General features: G+C 69.9%; 20 protein-coding genes. 10 read left to right on the top strand and 10 right to left on the bottom strand.

The features are described from left to right. Positions 1-313: 313 nt before the first annotated feature. The 6 genes from D7X12_RS25225 to D7X12_RS25200 all read left to right on the top strand — a co-directional run bounded on the left by D7X12_RS25225 (position 314) and on the right by D7X12_RS25200 (position 4112). Positions 314-1105, top strand: a complete 792-nt coding sequence (locus D7X12_RS25225; protein ID WP_120610426.1) for a ParA family protein — start codon at positions 314-316, stop codon at positions 1103-1105. A gap of 109 nt (positions 1106-1214) precedes the next feature. Then, a complete protein-coding gene (locus tag D7X12_RS25220) occupies positions 1215-2102 on the top strand; it encodes a ParB/RepB/Spo0J family partition protein (RefSeq protein WP_120627834.1) in 888 nt (295 codons plus the stop codon). A 3-nt stretch (positions 2103-2105) separates the two neighbouring features. Further along, the gene (gene bacM, locus D7X12_RS25215) at positions 2106-2549 is read left to right on the top strand and encodes a bactofilin BacM (protein ID WP_120610427.1); all 444 of its coding nucleotides are present in this window, start codon (positions 2106-2108) and stop codon (positions 2547-2549) included. Further along, positions 2550-3089, top strand: a complete 540-nt coding sequence (locus D7X12_RS25210) for a hypothetical protein (RefSeq protein ID WP_167509042.1) — start codon at positions 2550-2552, stop codon at positions 3087-3089. A gap of 112 nt (positions 3090-3201) precedes the next feature. After that, positions 3202-3648, top strand: a complete 447-nt coding sequence (locus D7X12_RS25205) for a CoA-binding protein (protein ID WP_120627830.1) — start codon at positions 3202-3204, stop codon at positions 3646-3648. Positions 3649-3923: 275 nt separating this feature from the next. After that, positions 3924-4112 carry a hypothetical protein gene (locus tag D7X12_RS25200; RefSeq protein WP_120627829.1) on the top strand — a complete coding sequence of 63 codons (189 nt, stop codon included), beginning with the start codon at positions 3924-3926 and terminating at the stop codon, positions 4110-4112. 89 nt (positions 4113-4201) lie between these two features. On the opposite strand, the gene egtD is transcribed toward D7X12_RS25200, so the two are convergent. Both egtD and egtB read right to left on the bottom strand, forming a co-directional pair. Continuing rightward, complete coding sequence (gene egtD, locus D7X12_RS25195; RefSeq protein WP_120627828.1) at positions 4202-5227, bottom strand: L-histidine N(alpha)-methyltransferase; 1026 nt, start codon at positions 5225-5227, stop codon at positions 4202-4204. 7 nt (positions 5228-5234) lie between these two features. Continuing rightward, positions 5235-6569 (bottom strand): ergothioneine biosynthesis protein EgtB, encoded by a 1335-nt coding sequence (egtB, locus tag D7X12_RS25190; RefSeq protein WP_120627827.1) that lies wholly within the window; start codon positions 6567-6569, stop codon positions 5235-5237. A gap of 269 nt (positions 6570-6838) precedes the next feature. Between egtB and D7X12_RS25185 the strand changes: the two genes are divergently transcribed. Continuing rightward, a complete protein-coding gene (locus D7X12_RS25185) occupies positions 6839-7216 on the top strand; it encodes a response regulator (RefSeq protein ID WP_120627826.1) in 378 nt (125 codons plus the stop codon). A 17-nt stretch (positions 7217-7233) separates the two neighbouring features. On the opposite strand, the gene D7X12_RS25180 is transcribed toward D7X12_RS25185, so the two are convergent. Then, complete coding sequence (locus D7X12_RS25180) at positions 7234-7419, bottom strand: hypothetical protein (protein WP_120627825.1); 186 nt, start codon at positions 7417-7419, stop codon at positions 7234-7236. 402 nt (positions 7420-7821) lie between these two features. On the opposite strand from D7X12_RS25180, the gene D7X12_RS25175 reads away from it, so the two are divergent. The 3 genes from D7X12_RS25175 (at position 7822) to D7X12_RS25165 (ending at position 9382) form a co-directional block, all read left to right on the top strand. After that, positions 7822-8331 carry a hypothetical protein gene (locus D7X12_RS25175; RefSeq protein WP_120627832.1) on the top strand — a complete coding sequence of 170 codons (510 nt, stop codon included), beginning with the start codon at positions 7822-7824 and terminating at the stop codon, positions 8329-8331. Between the two features lie 156 nt (positions 8332-8487). Further along, positions 8488-8868, top strand: a complete 381-nt coding sequence (locus D7X12_RS25170) for a helix-turn-helix domain-containing protein (protein ID WP_120627824.1) — start codon at positions 8488-8490, stop codon at positions 8866-8868. Between the two features lie 28 nt (positions 8869-8896). Then, positions 8897-9382, top strand: a complete 486-nt coding sequence (locus D7X12_RS25165) for a cupin domain-containing protein (protein ID WP_120627823.1) — start codon at positions 8897-8899, stop codon at positions 9380-9382. 8 nt (positions 9383-9390) lie between these two features. Here the strand turns inward: D7X12_RS25165 and D7X12_RS25160 are convergent, their stop codons facing one another. From D7X12_RS25160 to epsD, 7 genes are all read right to left on the bottom strand, one after another. Beyond that, positions 9391-10113: an immunity 52 family protein gene (locus D7X12_RS25160; protein ID WP_120627822.1), complete on the bottom strand. Its 723-nt coding sequence runs from the start codon at positions 10111-10113 to the stop codon at positions 9391-9393. A 14-nt stretch (positions 10114-10127) separates the two neighbouring features. Further along, the gene (locus D7X12_RS45130; protein WP_120627821.1) at positions 10128-11486 is read right to left on the bottom strand and encodes a restriction endonuclease fold toxin 5 domain-containing protein; all 1359 of its coding nucleotides are present in this window, start codon (positions 11484-11486) and stop codon (positions 10128-10130) included. A gap of 108 nt (positions 11487-11594) precedes the next feature. Further along, the gene (locus tag D7X12_RS25150; RefSeq protein ID WP_120627820.1) at positions 11595-14444 is read right to left on the bottom strand and encodes an Ig-like domain-containing protein; all 2850 of its coding nucleotides are present in this window, start codon (positions 14442-14444) and stop codon (positions 11595-11597) included. A 192-nt stretch (positions 14445-14636) separates the two neighbouring features. Next, positions 14637-15440, bottom strand: coding sequence for an exopolysaccharide biosynthesis glycosyltransferase EpsA (gene epsA, locus D7X12_RS25145; RefSeq protein ID WP_120627819.1), 804 nt, complete (start codon positions 15438-15440; stop codon positions 14637-14639). A 10-nt stretch (positions 15441-15450) separates the two neighbouring features. Next, on the bottom strand, positions 15451-17658 hold the full coding sequence (gene epsB, locus D7X12_RS25140) for a GH44 family glycoside hydrolase EpsB (RefSeq protein ID WP_120627831.1): 2208 nt from the start codon (positions 17656-17658) through the stop codon (positions 15451-15453). Positions 17659-17705: 47 nt separating this feature from the next. Further along, positions 17706-18251 (bottom strand): serine O-acetyltransferase EpsC, encoded by a 546-nt coding sequence (gene epsC / locus D7X12_RS25135; protein ID WP_120627818.1) that lies wholly within the window; start codon positions 18249-18251, stop codon positions 17706-17708. Then, the gene (epsD, locus tag D7X12_RS25130; protein WP_439329393.1) at positions 18248-19258 is read right to left on the bottom strand and encodes an exopolysaccharide biosynthesis glycosyltransferase EpsD; all 1011 of its coding nucleotides are present in this window, start codon (positions 19256-19258) and stop codon (positions 18248-18250) included. Before epsD ends, epsC begins: the two co-directional genes overlap by 4 nt. Between the last annotated feature and the right edge of the window lie 11 nt (positions 19259-19269).

The following is a 19269-nucleotide window of genomic DNA, read 5'->3' as shown; positions in this document are numbered from 1 at the left end:
GCCCTCCCGAAAAAACCCGACCACCTTCCGGACGGTCCCGAAGCACGGCCCCGAAAGGCCACCGGAAGTGAGCGGGCAGGCCCAGTCGCAGACCCTCCCTCCGCGCGAATTCCAGCCCACGCGCTGCCCGCTCCGCCGCGCCTACTGGTCCCCAAGCAAGGGGCCTGGCAGGGGCGCCCGGTTCTTCTCGGAAGTGAATTTGATCCGTCCGCGAACCCCGTGCTACCTGCCTGATCAGCACCAGTTCGTGCATCTCGAGCACTAATTAGTGCGCGGGGCTCCGGTGGACCCGGGGCGAGAGAGGATGGGCCACGTGGGTCGTATCATCTGCATCTCCAACCAGAAGGGCGGGGTCGGTAAGACGACCACCGCCATCAACCTCGCGGCGAGTCTCGCGTCCGCGGAGCGCCGCACCCTGCTGGTGGACATGGACCCCCAGGGCAACGCGGGCAGCGGCCTGGGTCTCAAGCGCGATGCCCTCCATGGCACCGTCTACGATGCGCTCCTCGGCGGTCGTCCCGCTTCAGAGCTCATCCACCCCACGGAGCTGCGGTTCCTCCAGGTCATCCCCGCCACGCCCGACCTCACCGGCGCGGAGGTCGAACTGGTGAACCAGGAGCGGCGCGAGTTCCGCCTGCGCGAAGCCCTGCTCCCGCTCAAGGACAAGTACGACTACATCATCATCGACTGCCCGCCCTCGCTGGGCCTGCTCACGCTCAACGCGCTGGTGACGGCGGACTCCGTCCTCATCCCGCTGCAGTGCGAGTACTACGCGCTCGAAGGCCTGTCGCAGCTCACGCACACCATCGACCTGGTGAAGCAGGGCCTGAACCCCGCGCTCAAGATGGAGGGCATCCTGCTCACCATGTTCGACGCGCGAGCGAACATCGCCCACCAGGTCGTGGACGAGGTGCGCGGCTACTTCAAGGACCAGGTCTTCCAGGCCGTCGTGCCGCGCAACGTGCGCCTGTCCGAGTGCCCGTCCTTCGGCAAGCCGATCATCCTCTATGACATCAAGTCGAAGGGCTGTGAGAGCTACCTGGCGCTCGGCCGGGAGCTGATGCGCCGGGAGACCCCCCGGTCACCCAAGCGCCGGGTCGCCTGACCGCCCTGCTCATTTGAAGCGAATGGACTGACGCGTGCCCCGGTTCGCCGGGGGACACACGAAGGCCCGAGGCGCCGGCACCACGCCGGCGCGGGAGTCCCTGACCGCCGTGCAGAAGACCGCAGACAACCAGAAGCGAGCCCTGGGACGGGGCCTCTCCGCGCTCATCCCCCAGGCGGCCCCCGCCGCCCCGGCGGCCACCGCGCCCGCGAAGGCCGGCGTGTTGAAGCTGGCCATCGAATCCATCCACCGCGACAGCCTCCAGCCCCGCCGCCACTTCGACGAGACGAAGCTCCACGAGCTCACTGAATCCATCAAGGCGCAGGGGCTGTTGCAGCCCATCCTCGTGCGCAAGGACGGGGACGGCTACCGGATCATCGCCGGCGAGCGCCGCTGGCGCGCGTCCCAGGCTGCGGGCCTCAAGGACATCCCGGCCATCGTGCGGGAAGTCACGGAGGCGCAGGCCTTCGAGCTGGCCCTGGTGGAGAACCTCCAGCGCGCGGACCTGAACCCCATTGAAGAGGCGGATGGCTACAAGCGCCTGGTGGATGAGTTCAAGCTCACGCAGGAGCAGGTGGCCCAGCGCGTGGGCAAGGAGCGCTCCACCGTCGCGAACGCGCTGCGCCTGCTGGCGCTGCCGCCGGATGTGAAGGAGATGGTGGCGGACGGGTCGCTCAGCATGGGCCATGCGAGAGCGCTGTTGGGCGTGCCCCGCCTGCCGGAGTTGCAGAACCTGGCGCGCCAGGTGACGGAGAAGAAGCTGTCCGTGCGCGACACGGAGCGACTGGTGCAGCAGGGCCGGTCGACGAAGAAGGACGCCGGGAAGCCGGCGCCCAAGGTGAGCCCGCAGGTGAAGGCACTCACCGAAGAGCTGCAACGTCGATTGGGGACAAAGGTGCGCTTGTCGGAGAAAAGCCCGGGAAAAGGCACCCTGGAAGTGGACTTCTTCTCCTACGATGACCTGGATCGGCTGTTGAAGCTTCTGAGGAAGGAGTAGGGCGTGGCGCTCCTTGGCGGGAAGAAAGACGAAGCACCCAGCAAGCCCCTGTTCAAACGGGAGGAGGATTTCGTGTCGACGCGTCCGGGTGAGGTTCACACGCTTCTGGGTAAGGGAAGCGAGTTCGAGGGGAAGCTCACCTTCGAAGGTCAGGTTCGAATTGACGGGAAGTTCAACGGGCAGATCATCACCAAGGACGTGCTCGTCATTGGGGATGGCGCCCGCGTGCAGGCGGAGATCCAGGCCGGCACCGTCATCATCAATGGCACCGTGGAAGGCAACGTGCGCGCCGCGCAGCTCATCGAGCTGAAGCAGCCGGGCCGCATGAAGGGCAACTTGGAGACGCCGTCGTTCACCATGGACCGCGGCGCCATCCTCGAGGGCTCGCTGAAGATGGAGAACATCGGCAAGGGCAACCCGCCGCCTCCCATGGGCGAGAAGAAGTAGGTGTCCGTCTTCCCGTCCAGCGTGCGCGGGGGCGCGTTCGTGACCCTCGCGCTGCTCGCGGGATGCCGGGGCTGCCAGGAGGAGACACCTTCCTCCGGCGGCCTGACGGAGGACGCGGGGCTGCGCTCGGGCGTGAAGGTGCCGCTGCCGCCCGGGTGGTCCGCGCAGGTCGCCACCGATGGCAGCTTCCAGGCGGGCCCTCCCGGCCGCCCGGCGCTGCGCGTGGACCTGAAGCCGGGGCAGGGCGAACAGATGCCCTCCTCGGAGAAGCTGGCGGACACCGTCCGCGAGCAGATGAAGAGCTTCACGCTGTCGCTGGACCAGGAAGAGGACACGCAGTCCTTCTCCCTGCTGCGCGTCACGCTCGCCCCTTCGCTGGCGGACGGAGGCGTGGGCGCGGAGGCCCCCGTGTTCTTCGGCGCCCGCCGCGTGGGAGACGACCTGTTCCTCTGCGCGAGCCTCCCCGGCGCCTCCGCCGAAGAGGTGCGCCTGGCCACCGAGGCCTGCCGCACCATCCAGGTCCAGGCCGCGCCCCGCTGAAGTTTGAACAGGGAAGTCCTGCGGCGGACGGTTCACGTCCACCCCGTCAGGCTCCGGGTTGTGCGCGGGTTGCCTCGTCCCCTTCGATACGCGCTCCCACAAGGAGCAGCCCATGGACGACTGGCGCAAGAACCTCATCGAAGGTGCAACGGCGATTGGCTCGCTGCTCGGCAGCAGCAAGCGCGTGGCCGTGCTGGGGATCCGTCCGGAGTCCCATGCGGACAAGCCCGCGCACGCCATCCCGAAGTTCCTCAAGGACCACGGCTTCACGGTGCTGCCTGTCCCCACGCACGGCGAGCATGGGAGCATCCTGGGCGAGCCCGCCTACAAGTCCTTGAAGGACGTGCCCGGTGAGGTGGACGTGGTGGACGTGTTCCTCCGTCCGGACGACATCCACGCGCACGTGGAGGAGCTGCTCGCGAAGAAGCCTCGCGCGGTGTGGTTCCAGAAGGGGATCCGCAACGACGCCGTGGCGGAGCGACTGGCGCGCGCGGGCATCCAGGTGGTGCAGGACCACTGCATGATGGTGGAGTGGCGGACGCACCACCCGCACGGGTGACGGCGCGCGACGAGGAGCAGGCAGGCGGGAACGTCCTGCGCGGCCCGCGTGTCCTCATTACGTGGAACGTGTGATGGTTTCGCGCGGGGAGGACTGGGAGGGGATGGACTTCGGGCTCGACCCGAGGTGCAATTCCGTCCACGCCCCGTCATCACGACACCCCGGGACTTCCTTTAGGCCTTCCGACTTCCTAACCTTAGCCTCCCGACTTGTGTCGAGCTCCCGTCCCGGCCCGTATCAGGTCCTCACGCTGTGCCCCCTCGTAAGGAGTTCGCATGACGCTCACCGAGATGCTCCCCCTCCCCCTGGCCGTCGTGGAGATCAGCGCCCTGGGTGAGCAGCTTGCAGCAGCGGGAGGCCTGGTCATCACCGCGGCGGCAGCGCTCTGGGCCGCGTGGACCCGCCCGGCCGAGCCGGCCCCGGTCCCCGTGCCGGTGCGCCGCAACCCGCCGCGCCGCCGTTAAGTCGCACGCAGTCGGTCGTACCCCGGTGCATGTCCCTGGCCCGGCGCCCCCCACAACGAGGGAGAGCGCGCCGGGCGGGACTCCCTGCTTCAGCGCTTCATCGCCAGCGACAACGCGAAGTCGCCGTCCGAGTCCGTCCACCAGGCGGACAGGTCCAGGCCCGCGTCGCGCAGCTCCGTCTGCACCTGCTCCCGACAGAACTTGCAGCTCACCTCGGTGCGCAGACATTCGCCTTCCGCGAAGTCCACGCGCCGCTCCAGGTCCCCCAGCCACACGGACTGGGCCTTCCGGGAGATGAGCCGCATCTCGATCCACTTGTGCGCTTCGTCGAACGGGGCCAGGTGTTCAAAGGCCTCCGGGTCGAAGTCCGCGTTCAGCTCGCGGTTGAGCACGCGCAGCACGTTGCGGTTGAAGTCCGCCGTCACGCCCGCGCTGTCGTTGTAGGCGGCGAAGAGGCGCTCGCGGTCCTTGATCAGGTCCGTGCCCAGCAGCAGCCCGTCCCCCGGCCGCAGCCCCGAGGACAGCTCGCGCAGGAACAGCGCGCGCTGCGCCGGCTTCAGGTTGCCGATGGTGCCGCCCAGGAAGGCGATGAGCCGGCGGCCACCCCGGGGGATGCGCCCCAGGTGGTGCTCGAAGTCGCCCACGACGGCGTGCACCGCGATGCGCGGGTACTCGTGCGCGAGCCCGGCCGCCGCCTTGCGCAGGAACGCCTCGCTCACGTCGAAGGGCACGAAGCGCTGGAGCTGTCCGGCCGCGTCCATGGCGTCCAGCAGCAGGCGCGTCTTCTCACTGGTGCCGCTGCCCAGCTCCACCAGCGTGTCCGCGCCGCTCAGCCGGGCGATGTCGTCCGCGTGCGCGTGCAGGATCTCGCGCTCGCGGCGCGTCGGGTAGTACTCCGGCAGCCGGGTGATGTCGTCGAAGAGCTGGCTGCCGCGCTCGTCGTAGAGCCACTTGGGTGAGAGCTCCTTGGGCGCGGGTTGGCAGAGGCCCTGGAGGGCCTCTTCCCGCAGCGCGTGCTGCGCATCCCCCGGCTTCACGTACACGTCCACCCGCACGCCGGGCTCCGCGCCGGTGCCCGGAACCTGTCCCTCGCACTGCTCCGTCCTCAGCCTCATGCGCCCCTCACCTCACGTCCCGTGCACAGCGAAAGCCGGCGAAGATCTGCCGGCGGATGGGGAAGTCCCAGTTGCGGAAGCTGTTGCGCACCGCCACCGGCGCGCTCGCCCAGGACCCTCCCCGCAGCACCTTCGACGCGGTGCCGAAGAACACCTCCGAGTACTCGCGGTAGGGAAAGGCCCGGAACCCCGCGTACGGCTGGAAGTCGCTCGAGGTCCATTCCCACACGTCCCCCAGGAGCCCGAAGACGCCGTCCGCGCTGCGGCCCAGGGGGTGGCTGCCCACGGGGGAGACGCCCCACCGCGACCCGCCCAGGTTGGCGTGCGCGTCCGTGGGCGCGTCGTTCCCCCAGGGGTATGCGCGCTCCACGCCGTCGCTGCCCTGCGCGGCCTTCTCCCACTCGGCCTCGGTGGGCAGGCGCTTGCCGGCCCAGCGCGCGTAGGCGTCCGCCTCGTACCAGGACACGTGCTGGACGGGTTCGTCCCTGGGCAGCGGCTCTACCGTGCCGAAGCGGCGGCGCAGCCAGACGTGCTGACCCCGCGGCAGCCAGAAGAGCGGGTGGCGCAGCCCTTCGGCCTGGATCCACTCGAAGCCCTTGGGGTCCCACCAGCGGGCGTCCTCGTAGCCGCCGGACTCCACGAACACGAGGTAGTCCCCCGTGGTGACGGGGTGCGCGTCCAGGAGGAAGGGCGCCACGTCCACCAGGTGCCGGGGGCGCTCGTTGTCGTAGGCCCAGGCGTCCGTGTTGCCCAGGGGCACCGGGCCGCCGGGGATGAAGACCTCGTGCTGCGGCACCGCGCCGGGCCGCGGGCGCAGCGCCTCCACCGGCAGGTACTCCACCTCCGTCATCAGCTGCAGCGTGGCGGCCAGCGTCTCCGCGTGCTGCTGCTCGTGCTGCGCCACCATGCCGTAGACGAAGCCGCCCGCGAGCAGCGGATCCGCGCTCTCCAGGGGCACCGCTTCCAGGTGCGCGCGCACCGCCTCCCGCACGCGCGTGGCGTAGGCCCAGGCGGCCTCGGGCTCCAGGAGCGGCAGCGTGGCGCGGGTGTTCCGGGGGTGGCGGAAGGCGTCGTAGATGGCGTCGAACGCGGGGTCGGTGATGGCCGGCGCCCCCAGCGCGCGCAAGAGCCACTGCTCCTCGTAGTTGGCCATGTGGGCCACGTCCCAGACGAGCGGCGACATCAGCGGCGAGTGCTGCCGCATCAGCTCCGTCTCCGGGACGGGCTCCAGCATCGCCCGCGTCCGCGCCCGCGCCGCGTCCAGCTCCCGCCAGGCGCGCGCCTTCCAGTCCGCCTCCGCCCTCTCGGCGGTCCCTGCCTGCTGCGTGGCCCTCATCGACATGGTTGCCCAAGGTAGGAAGGGGTTCGGGGCCTCGCTAACCCCCCGGACTCCCCGGGTGCAGGGTTCGCGTGAGGGACCACACGTTTGCGAGCCGGAATCCCCTCTGGAAGGACCCGGAGTCCCAGTCCGCGAGGGCCTCCCCGGCGGGGGTGCCTGCCCCCAGGAGCCCGTGAAGTGGGCCTTTCGGGGTTGGCATGTGTCCACCAGTCATCTGGATTTTCAGGGATGCCATGGCCTGAGTGGGGGAGGGGGTCCGTATGCTGTAGCGCATGGCCCAGCCCGCACCGCGCAAGCCCGTGCTCGTGGTGGAGGACGATGAAGACGTCCGCGCCGCCGTCGCAGAAATCCTGGAGGGGGAAGGTTACGAGGTGGTGGTCGCGGCGAACGGCCGCGAGGCCCTGGACGAGCTTGTCCACGTGGCCTCGCCGAGCCTCATCCTGTTGGACCTGATGATGCCGGTGATGGGCGGCCCGGAGTTCCTGCGCCGGCTGCGCGCGGAGTGGCCCCGCCTGAAGGACGTGCCCGTGCTGGTGCTCACCGCCGTCGCCACCGAGGCGCTGCCCGGCACGCGGGGCATCCTGCGCAAGCCCATCATCCCGGACGAGCTGGTCACCGCGGTGCACCGGCTGACCGGCCGGAGCGACTGAGCGTTCACGGGAGCCCGTCAGCGCACGCGGTTCACGGCCAGCAGCGTGAGGGTGCTGGCCCGCGGGTCGCGCTCGTAGAGCAGCTCCAGGTCGTGTCCCTCCACGCAGTGGCGCGCGGGTCCCACGGACGAGTCCTGGTTGCGCGACCGCTCCGCCAGCCGCAGCAGCGTCTGCTGCAGGGCCTCGAAGGCCTCGGCGGACATGCGTCCCACCTCCCGCCATGCAGGCGGCGCGTAGTGAACGCGGTACGGAGGGGACAGGCGATTTCGGGCGGACTGGGACACGGGCTCGGTTTCCTCGACACCCTGTGTCCTTGCGAACCCCATGCCGGCCGTGGGTCCCGGGAATTCCAGGTACTTTCACGCCAGGCAGACGGGCGAGGGCTGAAGAAGTTACGGGGCCCCGGAAATCGTAGGGGGAAGAAATGACGGGTCTGCACGGCCCCGGGTGACGCATTCCAGGGGGTGGATGCGAGCCGCCCGCAAGGCCGGGTGTCGGTGCGGCGGGCGTGCGGTGCGGGGTGGCTGCCCGCCTCCGCGCGGGTGCGCAGCGTTGAAGCCCAGGGACCCGCGCGCGAACGGGCCCGCATGCCCGAGGAGGCATCCATGGAACGGCGCACCCCCATCCCCTGGTCGGTGACGAACGGGCTGCTCTTTGGCGTGGCGGCGGGGGTGATGCTGGCGTTGGCGGAGACGGCCCTGGCGGTGGCGGCGGGGGAGAGCCCCTTCTCCCCGGTGCGGATGAGCGCGGCGGTGGTGCTGGGGCCGCCTGCCTTCACGCCGCAGGTGTCCACGGGGCTGGCGGTGGCGGTGGGGCTGGCGGTGCACCTGGTCGCCTCCGCGGGCTGGGGGCTCGTGTACACGCTGCTGGACGCGATGCTGCCCACGGATGGGCGCGGCCGCTGGGAGTTCCAGGCGGCGGTGGGGATGCTCTTCGGCATCTTCGTCTGGCTGGTGGACTTCCAGTTCCTGGCGCGCGGCTACTTCCCCTGGTTCCTGGACGCGCCGCAGTTCCTCCAGATTGTGTGGCACGCGCTGTTCCTGGGCCTGCCGCTGGCGCTGCTGTTCACGGCGGCGGAGCGGCGGCGCACGCCGCTGGTGGAGCCCTCGCCCTGAGTCGGTGCCGCCCTCGAAGCGACTCGGAAAAGGGAAGGGTGCGCAGGGGCCGGTGGGGGGCTGAAAAACGCCAGGGGTATGGTGACATGACCCGACCTTCAGGGTTATGCCGTGCGCCCGCGGCCATGGGGGCGCTTCCTACCGGGGATTTAGGGCATGGATACTGAACTGGCGGGCATCCTCGGCGCGGCGGCGCGCTCGGTGCGGGTGCGGATGGGCCTGACCCAGGCGGACGTGGCGGACCGCATCGGCATGGCGTCGGAGGTGTATGGCCGGCTGGAGCGCGGCCACATGCTGCCCAGCGTCCAGAACCTGCGCCGCCTGTGCGTCGTCCTGAACATCCCGCCGCACGACATGCTGGGGCTGGGAGATGAGTTCGCCGCGCCGCCGCCGAAGGAGAAGCCGAAGCCCCGAACCGACGAGGAGCCCCCGGAGATGCGCCGGCTCATGCGCAACCTGCGGCGGCTGACGCCGGTGCAGTTGAAGCTGATGAACCTGGTGGCGTCCGCGATGCAGCAGCAGAAGAAGAAGCCCTGAGACGCGCGGGCGTTAGACTGGGGCCACCATGGTCGACGAGCTGGTGCGCAGTCTGGACCTCAAGCCCCACCCGGAGGGCGGCTACTACCGGGAGACCTACCGGGCGGCGTTCCAGGTGCAGACGCTGCGGGGCCGCAGGTCCGCGGGGACGGCCATCTACTACCTGCTGACGCGGGGCATCTTCTCCGCGTGGCACCGGGTGGTGGGTTCGGACGAGCTGTGGCTGTTCCACGACGGGGAGCCCCTGGCGTTGCACCTGGTGCACGAGGACGGCCGGCTGGAGACGGCGGTGCTGGGCCGGGACGTGACGAAGGGTGAGCAGCCGCAGGTGCTGGTGCCGGCGGGGGTGCTCCAGGCGGCGGAGCCGTTGGGGGCGTACACGCTGGTGGGCTGCACGGTGTCGCCGGGGTTCGACTTCGCGGACTTCGAGCTGCCGGATGCGGAGGCCATGGTGGCCCGCCATCCCGCGCATGAAGTGCTGCTGCGCAGGTTGGCGAAGCCCGGTCGGCGCTGACTTTGGCGTCAGGTGCCCCAGGGGCGCAGGGGGCGGAGCAGCCCCGCGTCCTGGAGGCGGGCCTGGACGTCAGCGGCCAGGGCGACGTGCTCCGGGTTGGAGACGGTGAACTTCTCCGGGGTAAGGGTGATGAGCGTGCCCCGGTCCGGCAGGTGTTCCACCTGGACGGGGGCGGGGAGCGGGGGGACGGTGCCCCGGAAGTGGGCGAAGTACATGACCCAGCCGACGAAGGCGCCCGGTTCGGGGAACTCATCGGTCACGATGAGGTCTCGGTGCACACTGGAGGTGGCAAGGCCGACCTCGGGCTCCCACGCGAGCGCCATGGCGCGCACCACGCCGGTCAGGACGGGGGCGGTCAGCACGCGCTCCGCGACCTGGCCCGAAGTGAGCGAGTTGAGGACGCAGACAGAGGCCACCCGCGTTGAGGAACTCCCGCAGCTGCCATGGAATCCCGTGGTTTCCTCCTCGTTCTCGCCGGCCCAGAGCCAGAAGCTGGACCTGTCGCCAAACCGATGGGCTTTGCGGCCCAGGAGTTTCGCGAGCGTGGTTGCGTCTGGCTGGACCTGAAGCTGACGGGCCTTCTTGAAGCTGCCGGCCGCCTGATGCCAGCGGCTCCACGTGGGCTCCAGCGGGCTCACCTGCTGGAGGAAGTCCGCCAATCGCTGGGCGCAAGCCTCGACGGGCTCCTGCCGGGCCACCCAGTAGCAGCCCGCGTAGTACGACTCTTTCATGGCTCCAGGACTCCTCATGGCACGGGTGGGACGTGCACGACCTCTATCTTGAGCCGGCTGCCTTTGAAGGCTTCTCGAAGGAAGTTGGCGAATCGCTCCTCCGCGACAATCCAGCGGATCCGCCTTCCATTCGCCAGTTCGGATTGCCGCCCGGCCTGGTCCAGGATCTTTCCAAAGCCCCGGAAGAACTCCTTCATGTCCATGTCGTCCTTGATGAACTTCGCATAGCGCGGGCCCTTGGCTTCCAGGAGCAGGTCGTCCGTCGCATTGAAGCCGTCGAAGTCCGCGACCATGTCCCCCTCCTGCACCCGGTACGCGGACCCCTCCGGAGCCCCGGTCACCTGCGCCTGATACGCCCGGGCGCGCTCGGACATGGACTCCATTGTCTGCACCCACTTCCCCGGTCCCCCTGACGGCGGCCCGCCACCCGCCGGAGGCCCCATCGCGGCCATCGCCACCGCCGTGGACGCGAGCGTCACCTCCACGGCGCCGTCCACCACCGCCACCGCGGTCACCTCCGTCACCGCCGAGAGTCGGATGCTCACCTGGGAGGCCCCCAGCACCGAGGCCTCCGTGAACCCGGGCAGCCCCGTGAGCGCCGACGACATCCCCAGCGTCACGCCGTGACTCACCAACACCGTCACCGCGAGCACGAAGAGCCGGGCGACTTCCGGACCCAACACCCGGCCGAAGGTCTCTCCCGCCTCCTCCAGTTCCTGGAACGTCGTGGCCCGGTCCGTCGCGGCCTTCAGCGTCCCGCACGCCTTCACCACGGCCAGGAACGATTTGATCCCCACGTACGCCAGCACCACGGCGGCCAGCACGGCCGCGGCCTTGGTGAACACAGGCTCCGGCGCCGCCGCCAGCACCGCCCACGACGTCAGCACTCCCACCACCAGGGACACGAAGAACGCCGGATCCAGCGTGTCCTCCACGGCATCCGCAATGCTTTCGCGCAGCGGCTCCAGCGACAGGCCCACGGCGAACGTCAGCCGGTCCATCGCGCTGAAGCCTGCTCCCTCCTCCAGCAAGGACAGACAATCCACCGGCGCCTCATGGGCCCGGCACCACTTCCCGTACCGGTCGCGCAGCAGGTACGCGAGCCCCTGGTCCAGCAGGGCCCCCTCGCCCGCCGAAGCGCGCACCACGCGCCCCTGCCGCGAAGGCCGCACCGTCAACGGCACGTCCAACACCAGGCGGGCCAGCGCTGCCTCGAAGTCCCCGGCACTCACGGGGACACGCCGTTCCCCGGTCCGGGGCACGTGTGTCCGCACGGGACCCGCTTCGGTGCGCAGCCGCACCGTGGGACCGCCCGCGCAGCCCGTGACGAGCACGAGCAACAACATCCACACCCCGGCCCTGCTCACATCCATGGTGGTGCCCTCAGGCGCAACGGTACCTGAGAGTGAAAAACGGGGCGGAAGGCCCGTGAGGACCTCCCACCCCGCAACGAACGGCACCGCTCAAACCCTGTCAGGTGCTCAGGGGTTGTTCTTCACCGTGAAGCTGAAGCTCTGGATGACGAAGTTGTCCACCGCGTCGGTCATCCACACGTCGACGGTGTGCGTCCCGTCCAGCAGCTCGCGGGTGTCCAGCTCCGCGGTCCACGTCCCGTTGGACTGGAGCGTGCCGGCGCGGATGCCCGACCCGTCCCGTGAGAACGCCACGTTCTTGATGGTGCTCAGCGCATCCGTCACCCGGGCCGACAGGGTGATGACGCCGCCCACCGTGCCGCCCGGCGTCGGCGCGAGGAGCGTCGCCGTGGGCGCCTGCGTGTCATAGCGCACCGTGCGCGTCGCACGGGCGCTGCGGCCTGCCTCGTTCGTCACGTCGATGGTGAGCGTGTTCACCCCCGACGCCAGCGGCACCGACGTCTGGATTTCCCCGCCGCCGCGCGGCAGCTGGAACATCTGGTTGCCCAGCTTCACCGTGGTGGCCGACATGGACGACACGCGAATCACATACGGCAGCGTGTGGTTCGCACGAGGCCCGAAGGTGGCCCCGTCCGCCGGATCCGTCGTCACCGTGGGCGTGCCCGCGTCCACGAACACGTGCACCACGGCCTCCGTCACGTTGCCCGCCGCGTCCGTGGCGCGCACCAGGATGCCCTGCTCCCCGAAGTTCGGCATGCTCACCGGGTGCGTCACCGTGCCGGTGCCGAACTCCAGCAGCGTGGTGTTCACCCACTGCGTCTGCACGCGCGTCGGCGTCTGCTCATCAATCAGGCTCGTCACCTCCACGAGGGACGTGCCCGCCACCTGCCCCTGCACCGGCGACTGGATGGTGATGACCGGCGGAACGCGGTCCACCGTGAGGTTGATCTGCTTCGTGGTGATGCCGCCCAGGCTGTCGCGCCCGGTGAGCTGGATGATGTTCGGGCCCTCCACCAGCTCCACCGGGGTGAAGACCAGACCACCGCTCGCCTCGGGGTTCACCACCACCGGCGTGCCGCCGTTCACGATGAACGCCGCATACGTGATGACCGCCCCGTTGGTCGCGGGCTTCACGAAGCCCCACACCGACAGCGTCGTCTCCCGGAGGAACGCCGGCTGGTTGCCGATGATGATCTCCGGCGGCGTGTACGGATAGGCGTTGATGACCAGCGTCTGGGACGCCGTGCTGCCCAGGAGGTTGGGCGGCGTGGGCAGCGTCACGCCTGAATACACCGCGCGGTAGTCCTGCGCCCCGGTGACCGTCCACGTGTCCGTGGAGAGGTTCCACGGCAGGGAGAACACCCCGTTGCCGTCCGCGTCGTCATCCGCGCCAATCGCGACACCGGCCACGAAGAACGTCACGACGCCCTTCAGCGGACCCGTGACGGTCGTGCCCAACGCGTCCACCACCCGGGCCGACAGCAGCGCCGGCTGCCCGATGGTCACCGTCGCGTTGGCCGCGGGCGTGAGGAGGGTGGTCGTCGTCGCCCGGCCCGTCACCGGCGGCGGCGGCGGCGTGTACGTGCGGATGCGCGCCGAAGCGGACACCCCCACCGCGCCTCCCGAGGCCGCCGTCACCGTGACCTCCGACAGGAGCGAAGGCCCCAGGTTCGCCGGAGCGCGCACGGTGAGCGTCACCGTCGTCTCCGCGCCGGAGGCCAGGAACACCGTGGGCCGGCTCAGCGTGGCCGTCCAACCCGGCAGGCCGCCCGCCGCGCCCAGCGTGTACGTGTCCGCCTGGTAGCCGTGGTTCTTCACCCGGAACGTGTAGGTCGTCTCCTGCGCCGCCGGCTCGTAGATGGGGAACATCTTCGTGTCCTCGCCCACCACGGACACCTCCACGTTGAAGTCGCCGAAGCACGCCAGGCCCAGCGACGCGAACGTCGTCGGGATGTCCGGCGTCGCCGTGCCCGAACCCCAGCTGCCGTCCGCCGCCTGCCGCGACTTCAGCCACTCAATGGCATTGAACAGGCGCGCGTTGCTCGCCGGCTCCAGGCCCGCGAGGCACATCGCATACACGCCAATGCCAGTGGCGAAGTCGTTGGACGCGTCCGAGGGCAGGTTGCCCCAGCCCTTGCCGCCCACCGGGGGCATCGCCGCCAGCTGGTTCGCAAGCCCCGTGATGGTGTTCGTGTTCACGTTGCCCGCGCCCGGGCCCGCCGCCTTCAGGCCCACGATGGCCCACGACTTCTGGAACGTGTACGGCATGCCGTCACCGGCGCCGGAGGTGTCGTTGTTGCCCACGTTCGCGCGCAGGTACGCCGCCGCCTTGTCGATGGCCGCCTGGTAGGCCGCCGCCTTCGCGGGGTCCACGCGCTGCTTCGCCTGCGCCAGCGTCACGATGAAGCGCGCCGTCAGCGGCACGCTGCCGTAGTCCACCGGGAAGCTGACGTGGTCCTCCGGCCACCGCCCGCTGGCCTGCTGGATGCCCACCGCCCAGTTGGCCGCCATCACCAGCGCGCTGCTGTACTGCGTGGACATGTACTGGTCGAAGCCCGCCAGGCCGAACGACGCCCAGCTCGTCTTCTCATTCGGATAGATGCTGCCCTCGTGCAGCCAGTTGCCACCGGGCCGCTGGTCCGCCTTGATGCGCCCGGCGAGGAAGTCCAGGTTGCCCTGGATGGTGCGGCCGTTGGTCGTGGGCTGGGCCATGTTGTAGCCATTGGCCTTGGCGCTCGACAGCCCGAACACCGCCGCGCCCTGGCGGTGGCACGCGATGCAGTTCTGCGATGTGGTCCAGTTGGCCACGTCCGCGCTCAGGAAGTGGATGGCCTTCTGCGTGGCCTCCGTATTGGTGGCGGCCTCCGCCGGCAGGCCAATGGCTGACAGCAGCAACGCCGCGAACACGACGAGGCGCGCCGCCCAACAGGGCGACGAGCGGGGAACGACAGGGGACATGGGTGCGTCCGGTGTGGTGGGTGGGCACGCCCGCGGACGCGGGAGGCTACAACCCCAGACACAAGTCGAGGCACCCCCGCGAAAGGCGTGCGGGGCAAGAATACTCAGTCTTGTCTGTAAAAGTCCAGGGAGGGGACAATCCCCTCAAGCCTTGAACTCAAAGGACAGACAGGCGTTCGAGTCCCCGGGGACTCACCCGTCCTGCTTGCCGCCGGTGCGCTTCCACAGCTCGCGCAGCAGGATGACGCCGAACTGCGAGTCATTGAGGATGTAGCGGCGCCACAGGCGCTTGGGCTCGTGGGTGAGGCGGTAGAGCCATTCGAAGCCGGAGCGGGCAATCCACTCCGGGGCGCGCTTGGCCGTACCGGCGATGAAGTCGAACCCCGCGCCAATGCCAATCGCCACCGTGGGCCCCAGCTTCTGGGCCACCTGGGAAATCCACACCTCCTGCTTGGGGCTGCCCAGGGCCACGAAGAGCAGGTGCGGATCCTGCTCCCGGATGCGCGCGACGATGGGGTCGTTCTGCGCGTCGCCCGCGTCCAGGTTCACCATCGGCGAGTCCCAGCCCACCACTTCAATGCCCGGGTACTGCGTCTGGAATTGACGGCCCACCTTCTCCGCGACGCCGGGGCCCGCGCCCAACAGGAAGATGCGCCACTTGCGCTCGGCGCCCAGCTTCACCAGCGGGAGGATGAGGTCGGAGCCGGCGATGCGCTCGGGCAGGGACACGTCCAGCATGCGCGATGCCCAGACGATGGGCATCCCATCCACCACGGAGATGGTGGCCTTCTGGTACGCGTCGCGGAAGCGCGTGTTCGTCTCCGCGAGGACGACGTGGTCCACGTTGGCGGTGAAGACGTAGCCGCCCTGGTGCGCGTCCACCAGGTCCCCAATGGCCTGCACGGCCTCCGGGAACGTGAGCTGGTCGATGGCGAGGTGGCCGATGTTCAGGCGCGGGCGGGGCGAGGCTGCGGACTTGGCGTGTGCGGTGGTCAAGGCGTCGTCTTCACTTCACCGTGAGGTCGAGCACGGTGATGGAGTAGGGGGGAAGGCGTTGTGACAGGGCCTGTTCGGCCTTCGTTCCGGCGGCCTGTTCGGTGAAACCACCCGGCGCGCCCGAGTAGCCCAGCACGCGCACGGCGTTGAGCGTGCCGCAGCCCTTGAGCTCCAGCTGGGCCTGGGCGGCCTGCTCCGGGTCGAAGTTGAGCAGGATGGCCACCAGCTTCTTGCCGGACGCGTCGCGGGACGCGAACAGGCTGGTGCCCTCCGGCGCGGTGGTGGGCAGGGACACGTCCTGGAAGCGGCCGCCCTTCCCGTCGAAGTCGCGGTACGCGCGGAACGCCCAGAACGTGGGGCTGTTCTCCGCGGGGTACTGCCAGAAGAACGCGGAGGTGAGCCCCTGCTGGCCAAAGCGGCCCAGGGCCTCCGCCTGCGCCAGCCCCCCGCTCATGTGCTTCATGGCGCCGAAGTTGTACTCGCCAATGGACATGCCCCGGCCGGGGTAGTTCTCCGAAATCCACTGCTTCACGCGCGGGATGAGCTGGATGGGTTCGCCAATCCAGGACTCGTCCTTGTAGCTGGGGTCCCACAGCGCGCGCGTGGAGCGGATCCGCCGCGCGTTGGTCTCCGCGTCGGTGGCGCCCTCCAGCCCCAACCCCACGTTGCTCTGCGGGTAGAAGTGTACGTCCACCACGTCCAGCACCCGCACGCCCGTCTTCTTCTCGTGCTCGCGCAGCTCGCGCAGGTACCAGGGAATGAGCGCCACGTCGCCGTGCGCGCGCCGGTCGGTGTAGGGCGGGCGGCCGGGGGCGAAGTCGGCGGCGGACCAGAAGTAGTTCGTCCAACCCCACTCGGCGGGGCCGGCGATGACGGCCTCTGGATCCGCGCGGCGCACCACGGTGCCGTAGTCGATGGTGCGCTTGAGCAGCTCGTCATACGTGAGCGGTTCGGGGTGCACGTCCCGGTGCGTGGAGCTCCAGAGGGCGGGCTCGTTGTCCAGGATGTACATGTTCACGCCCCTGCTCCCGGGCCCGCCGCCGCGCTTCGCGTCCGCCTCCTTCAGCGCGCGCACCCATTCGGAGATGAACTCTGGCGGGGCCTGCACGCTGGTGGTGCCAGGCGGGCCCGGGGGCAGGGGCGTGCCGTCACGGCGCATGCCATTGCCGCCCGCGGGCTCCGTGTCGTCCACGGCCTGCTGCGGGCCGAACTCGGACACCGGGAAGCCCACGGAGGACGTGTCCTTGGCCACCCAGCCAATCAGCGGCAGCGTGAGCGCGGACTGCACGTTGTGCTTGCGGTTGGACTCCAGGAAGTCATCCGCGCCGAAGCCCAGCTGCACGTTGCGGAAGTACCAGTCGTTGCCGGTGTTCCACGCGCGCCCCAGCTTCCAGTTGTAGCGGGACGTGGGGTTGCCGCCCCAGCGGCGGATGGTGGCGCCCAGCTTCCACTGGTGCGTGTCCTGCGTCTCGCGGTTGCCGTCCAGCGCGATGCCGTAGATGAGCGGGCTGATGGGGCGCGACGGGGCGGCGCAGTCGATGATCATCTTCGACTCCTTGCCCGCACCCCTCCCCGCGCGGCCACCCCCGGCGGCGCGAGCCGCGGCGATGTCCGGCGCCAGCGGCACCAGGGCCACCTTGTCGAAGAGCACCCAGTCGCGGCCCACGTCCTTCGACGCGCGCATCACCAGCCGGTCGAAGGGGAGGTTGCGCGGGTTGAGGACCTCCATGGGCACGACGACCTCCGCCCACTCGCGGTCCTTCTTGACGATGAACTCCGGGCTGATCCGCACGTGCGGGAACACCGAGGCGCCGGGCGCGTCCAGGCGCACGTCCAGGAACTCGCCGTGGGCCTCCGGCGCGGTGAAGCGGAAGGACAGCGCGCCGTACGCGCCCCCAAGCTTGGGCTGGTAGAGGATCCACCCGCCGTAGTTGAACATCCGCAGCCGCGCGGGCGCGCTCTTCGGCAGCTCCCGGGGCGCCCAGCCGATGTCCTTCCAGCCGGGCTTCAGGCCCCCGTCGTAGATGATGACGGAGGCGGACGGATCCACGGGCACGTCCGGCTTCGCGGCGGCGTCCTGGACGGCGGCATCCGGCTTCGCGTCCTTCGGCGCCGCGGAGTCCTGCTGCGCCATCGCCACGCCGGCGCTGCTCCCGAGCACCGCGCACGTGAGGATGATGTTCCGCTTCCACCGCGTCTGCTTCGCACTGTCAGCCATGACCTTCTTCAACGCATCCCCCAGCACGAACCCACCACCGACTGCGATTACAGCGCGACCTCATCCTGGTCCTTGCGCGGGAAGATGCGCGCGGGGATGCCCACCGCGACGCTGTCCGGCGGCACGTCCTGGAGCACCACCGCATTCGCCCCGATGCGCGAGCGCGCCCCGATGCGCACCGGTCCCAGGATGCGGGCCCCGGCGCCAATCCAGACATCGTCCTCGATGACGGGGTAGCCGTTGTCCTTGGCGGTGCCCACGGTGTTGTTGCCGTAGAAGCGCACGCGGTCGCCAATGCGCGCGTCCCCGCCAATGACGACGCCCAGGCTGTGCACGAAGTACACGCCCTTGCCCAGCGTCACGTCCTTGCCAATCTCGATGCCCATCACCGCCGTCTGCGCCACGCGCAGCACGTGGTTGAGCAGCGGGATGTGGAAGGTGATGGCCGCCTCCCGCGCGCGGTTGAGCGCGGTGATGCGGTACGAATCACTGGTCAGCACCACCTTGGCCAGCGACTTCGCATCGGACGTGCCGGAGGCGGCCTTCGCCATCTCCACCGCGTCCGAGATGAGCGCTCCAATCAAGGTCTTCATTCCTGGCTGTTCCCCCGGCCCTGCAGGTAGCGCGCGACGCCCTTGGCGATGCCCCTCAGGCCACCGGCCTCCGTGCGGGCCCCGCGCAGGTATTCCATGCCGTAGGCGACGGACGTGCCCGCGAACGCGGCGCCCTTGAGGCCCAGCTTGTCCGCCACCTGGGACGCGCTCACCACCGCGTTCGTCAGCCGGCGCGACGCCTCCGGCGCCACCACCGCGGTGGCCAGCAGCGGGCGCGACAGGAGGTTCGTCTCAAAGAGCAGGCGCCACGGGTTCACGCCCTTCACGTCCGGGTGCTTCACGGAGACGTGGGTGTCGAACATGCCGTAGCGGTGCGCGCGGCGGATCCACTTCTCGAAGCTGACATGGTCGCTGCCGTGCAGCACGTAGGCGTCCGGGGCGAAGTGGAAGGCGCAGCCGGCCTTCTCCAGGCGCACGCCCAGCTCCACGTCCTCGGACTGGCCCAGCGTCTTGTCGAAGCCGCCCACGCCCACGTAGTCCGCGCGGGGGAAGGACACGTTGCCCGTGTACAGGTGGTTGCCGCGGGCCTTCGCGCCGGGGACGGACAGCTCCTCCGCCATGCGGTTGTTGAGGTGCGCGTACCAGCGCTCGAACAGCGGCATGTCGCTGATTTCGGGGTCCGGGCGGATGCGGCCCAGCACGACGTTGCGCGAGCCCGGCGGGTGGTGGGCCAGGTGGCGCGCGAGGAAGTCGGAGGCCACCTGCATGTCGTCGTCGGTGACGAGCACCACGGCGCCCTTCGCGGCCAGCACGCCCCGGTGCCGCGCGGCGGCGGCGCCCGCGTTCTGCTGCACCTCCACGCGCAGGGCGTAGGGCAGCGGGAGCGCCATCAGCGGGCCGCGCACGTCGGTGGCGGAGCCGTCGTCCACCACGACGACCTCGAAGTCCTCGGGCGGCAGCGTCTGGCCGGCGAGCTGCTGGAGCAGGCGCGTGATGAGGGGCAGCCGGTTGTACGTGGCGATGACGACGCTGAGCCGGGGGGACAGGGCGGCGGGGG

Source organism: Corallococcus sicarius, assembly GCF_003611735.1.
Taxonomy (GTDB): domain Bacteria; phylum Myxococcota; class Myxococcia; order Myxococcales; family Myxococcaceae; genus Corallococcus; species Corallococcus sicarius.
Note: the sequence above shows the minus strand (reverse complement) of the source record. Positions and strands in the feature narration are given on the sequence as shown.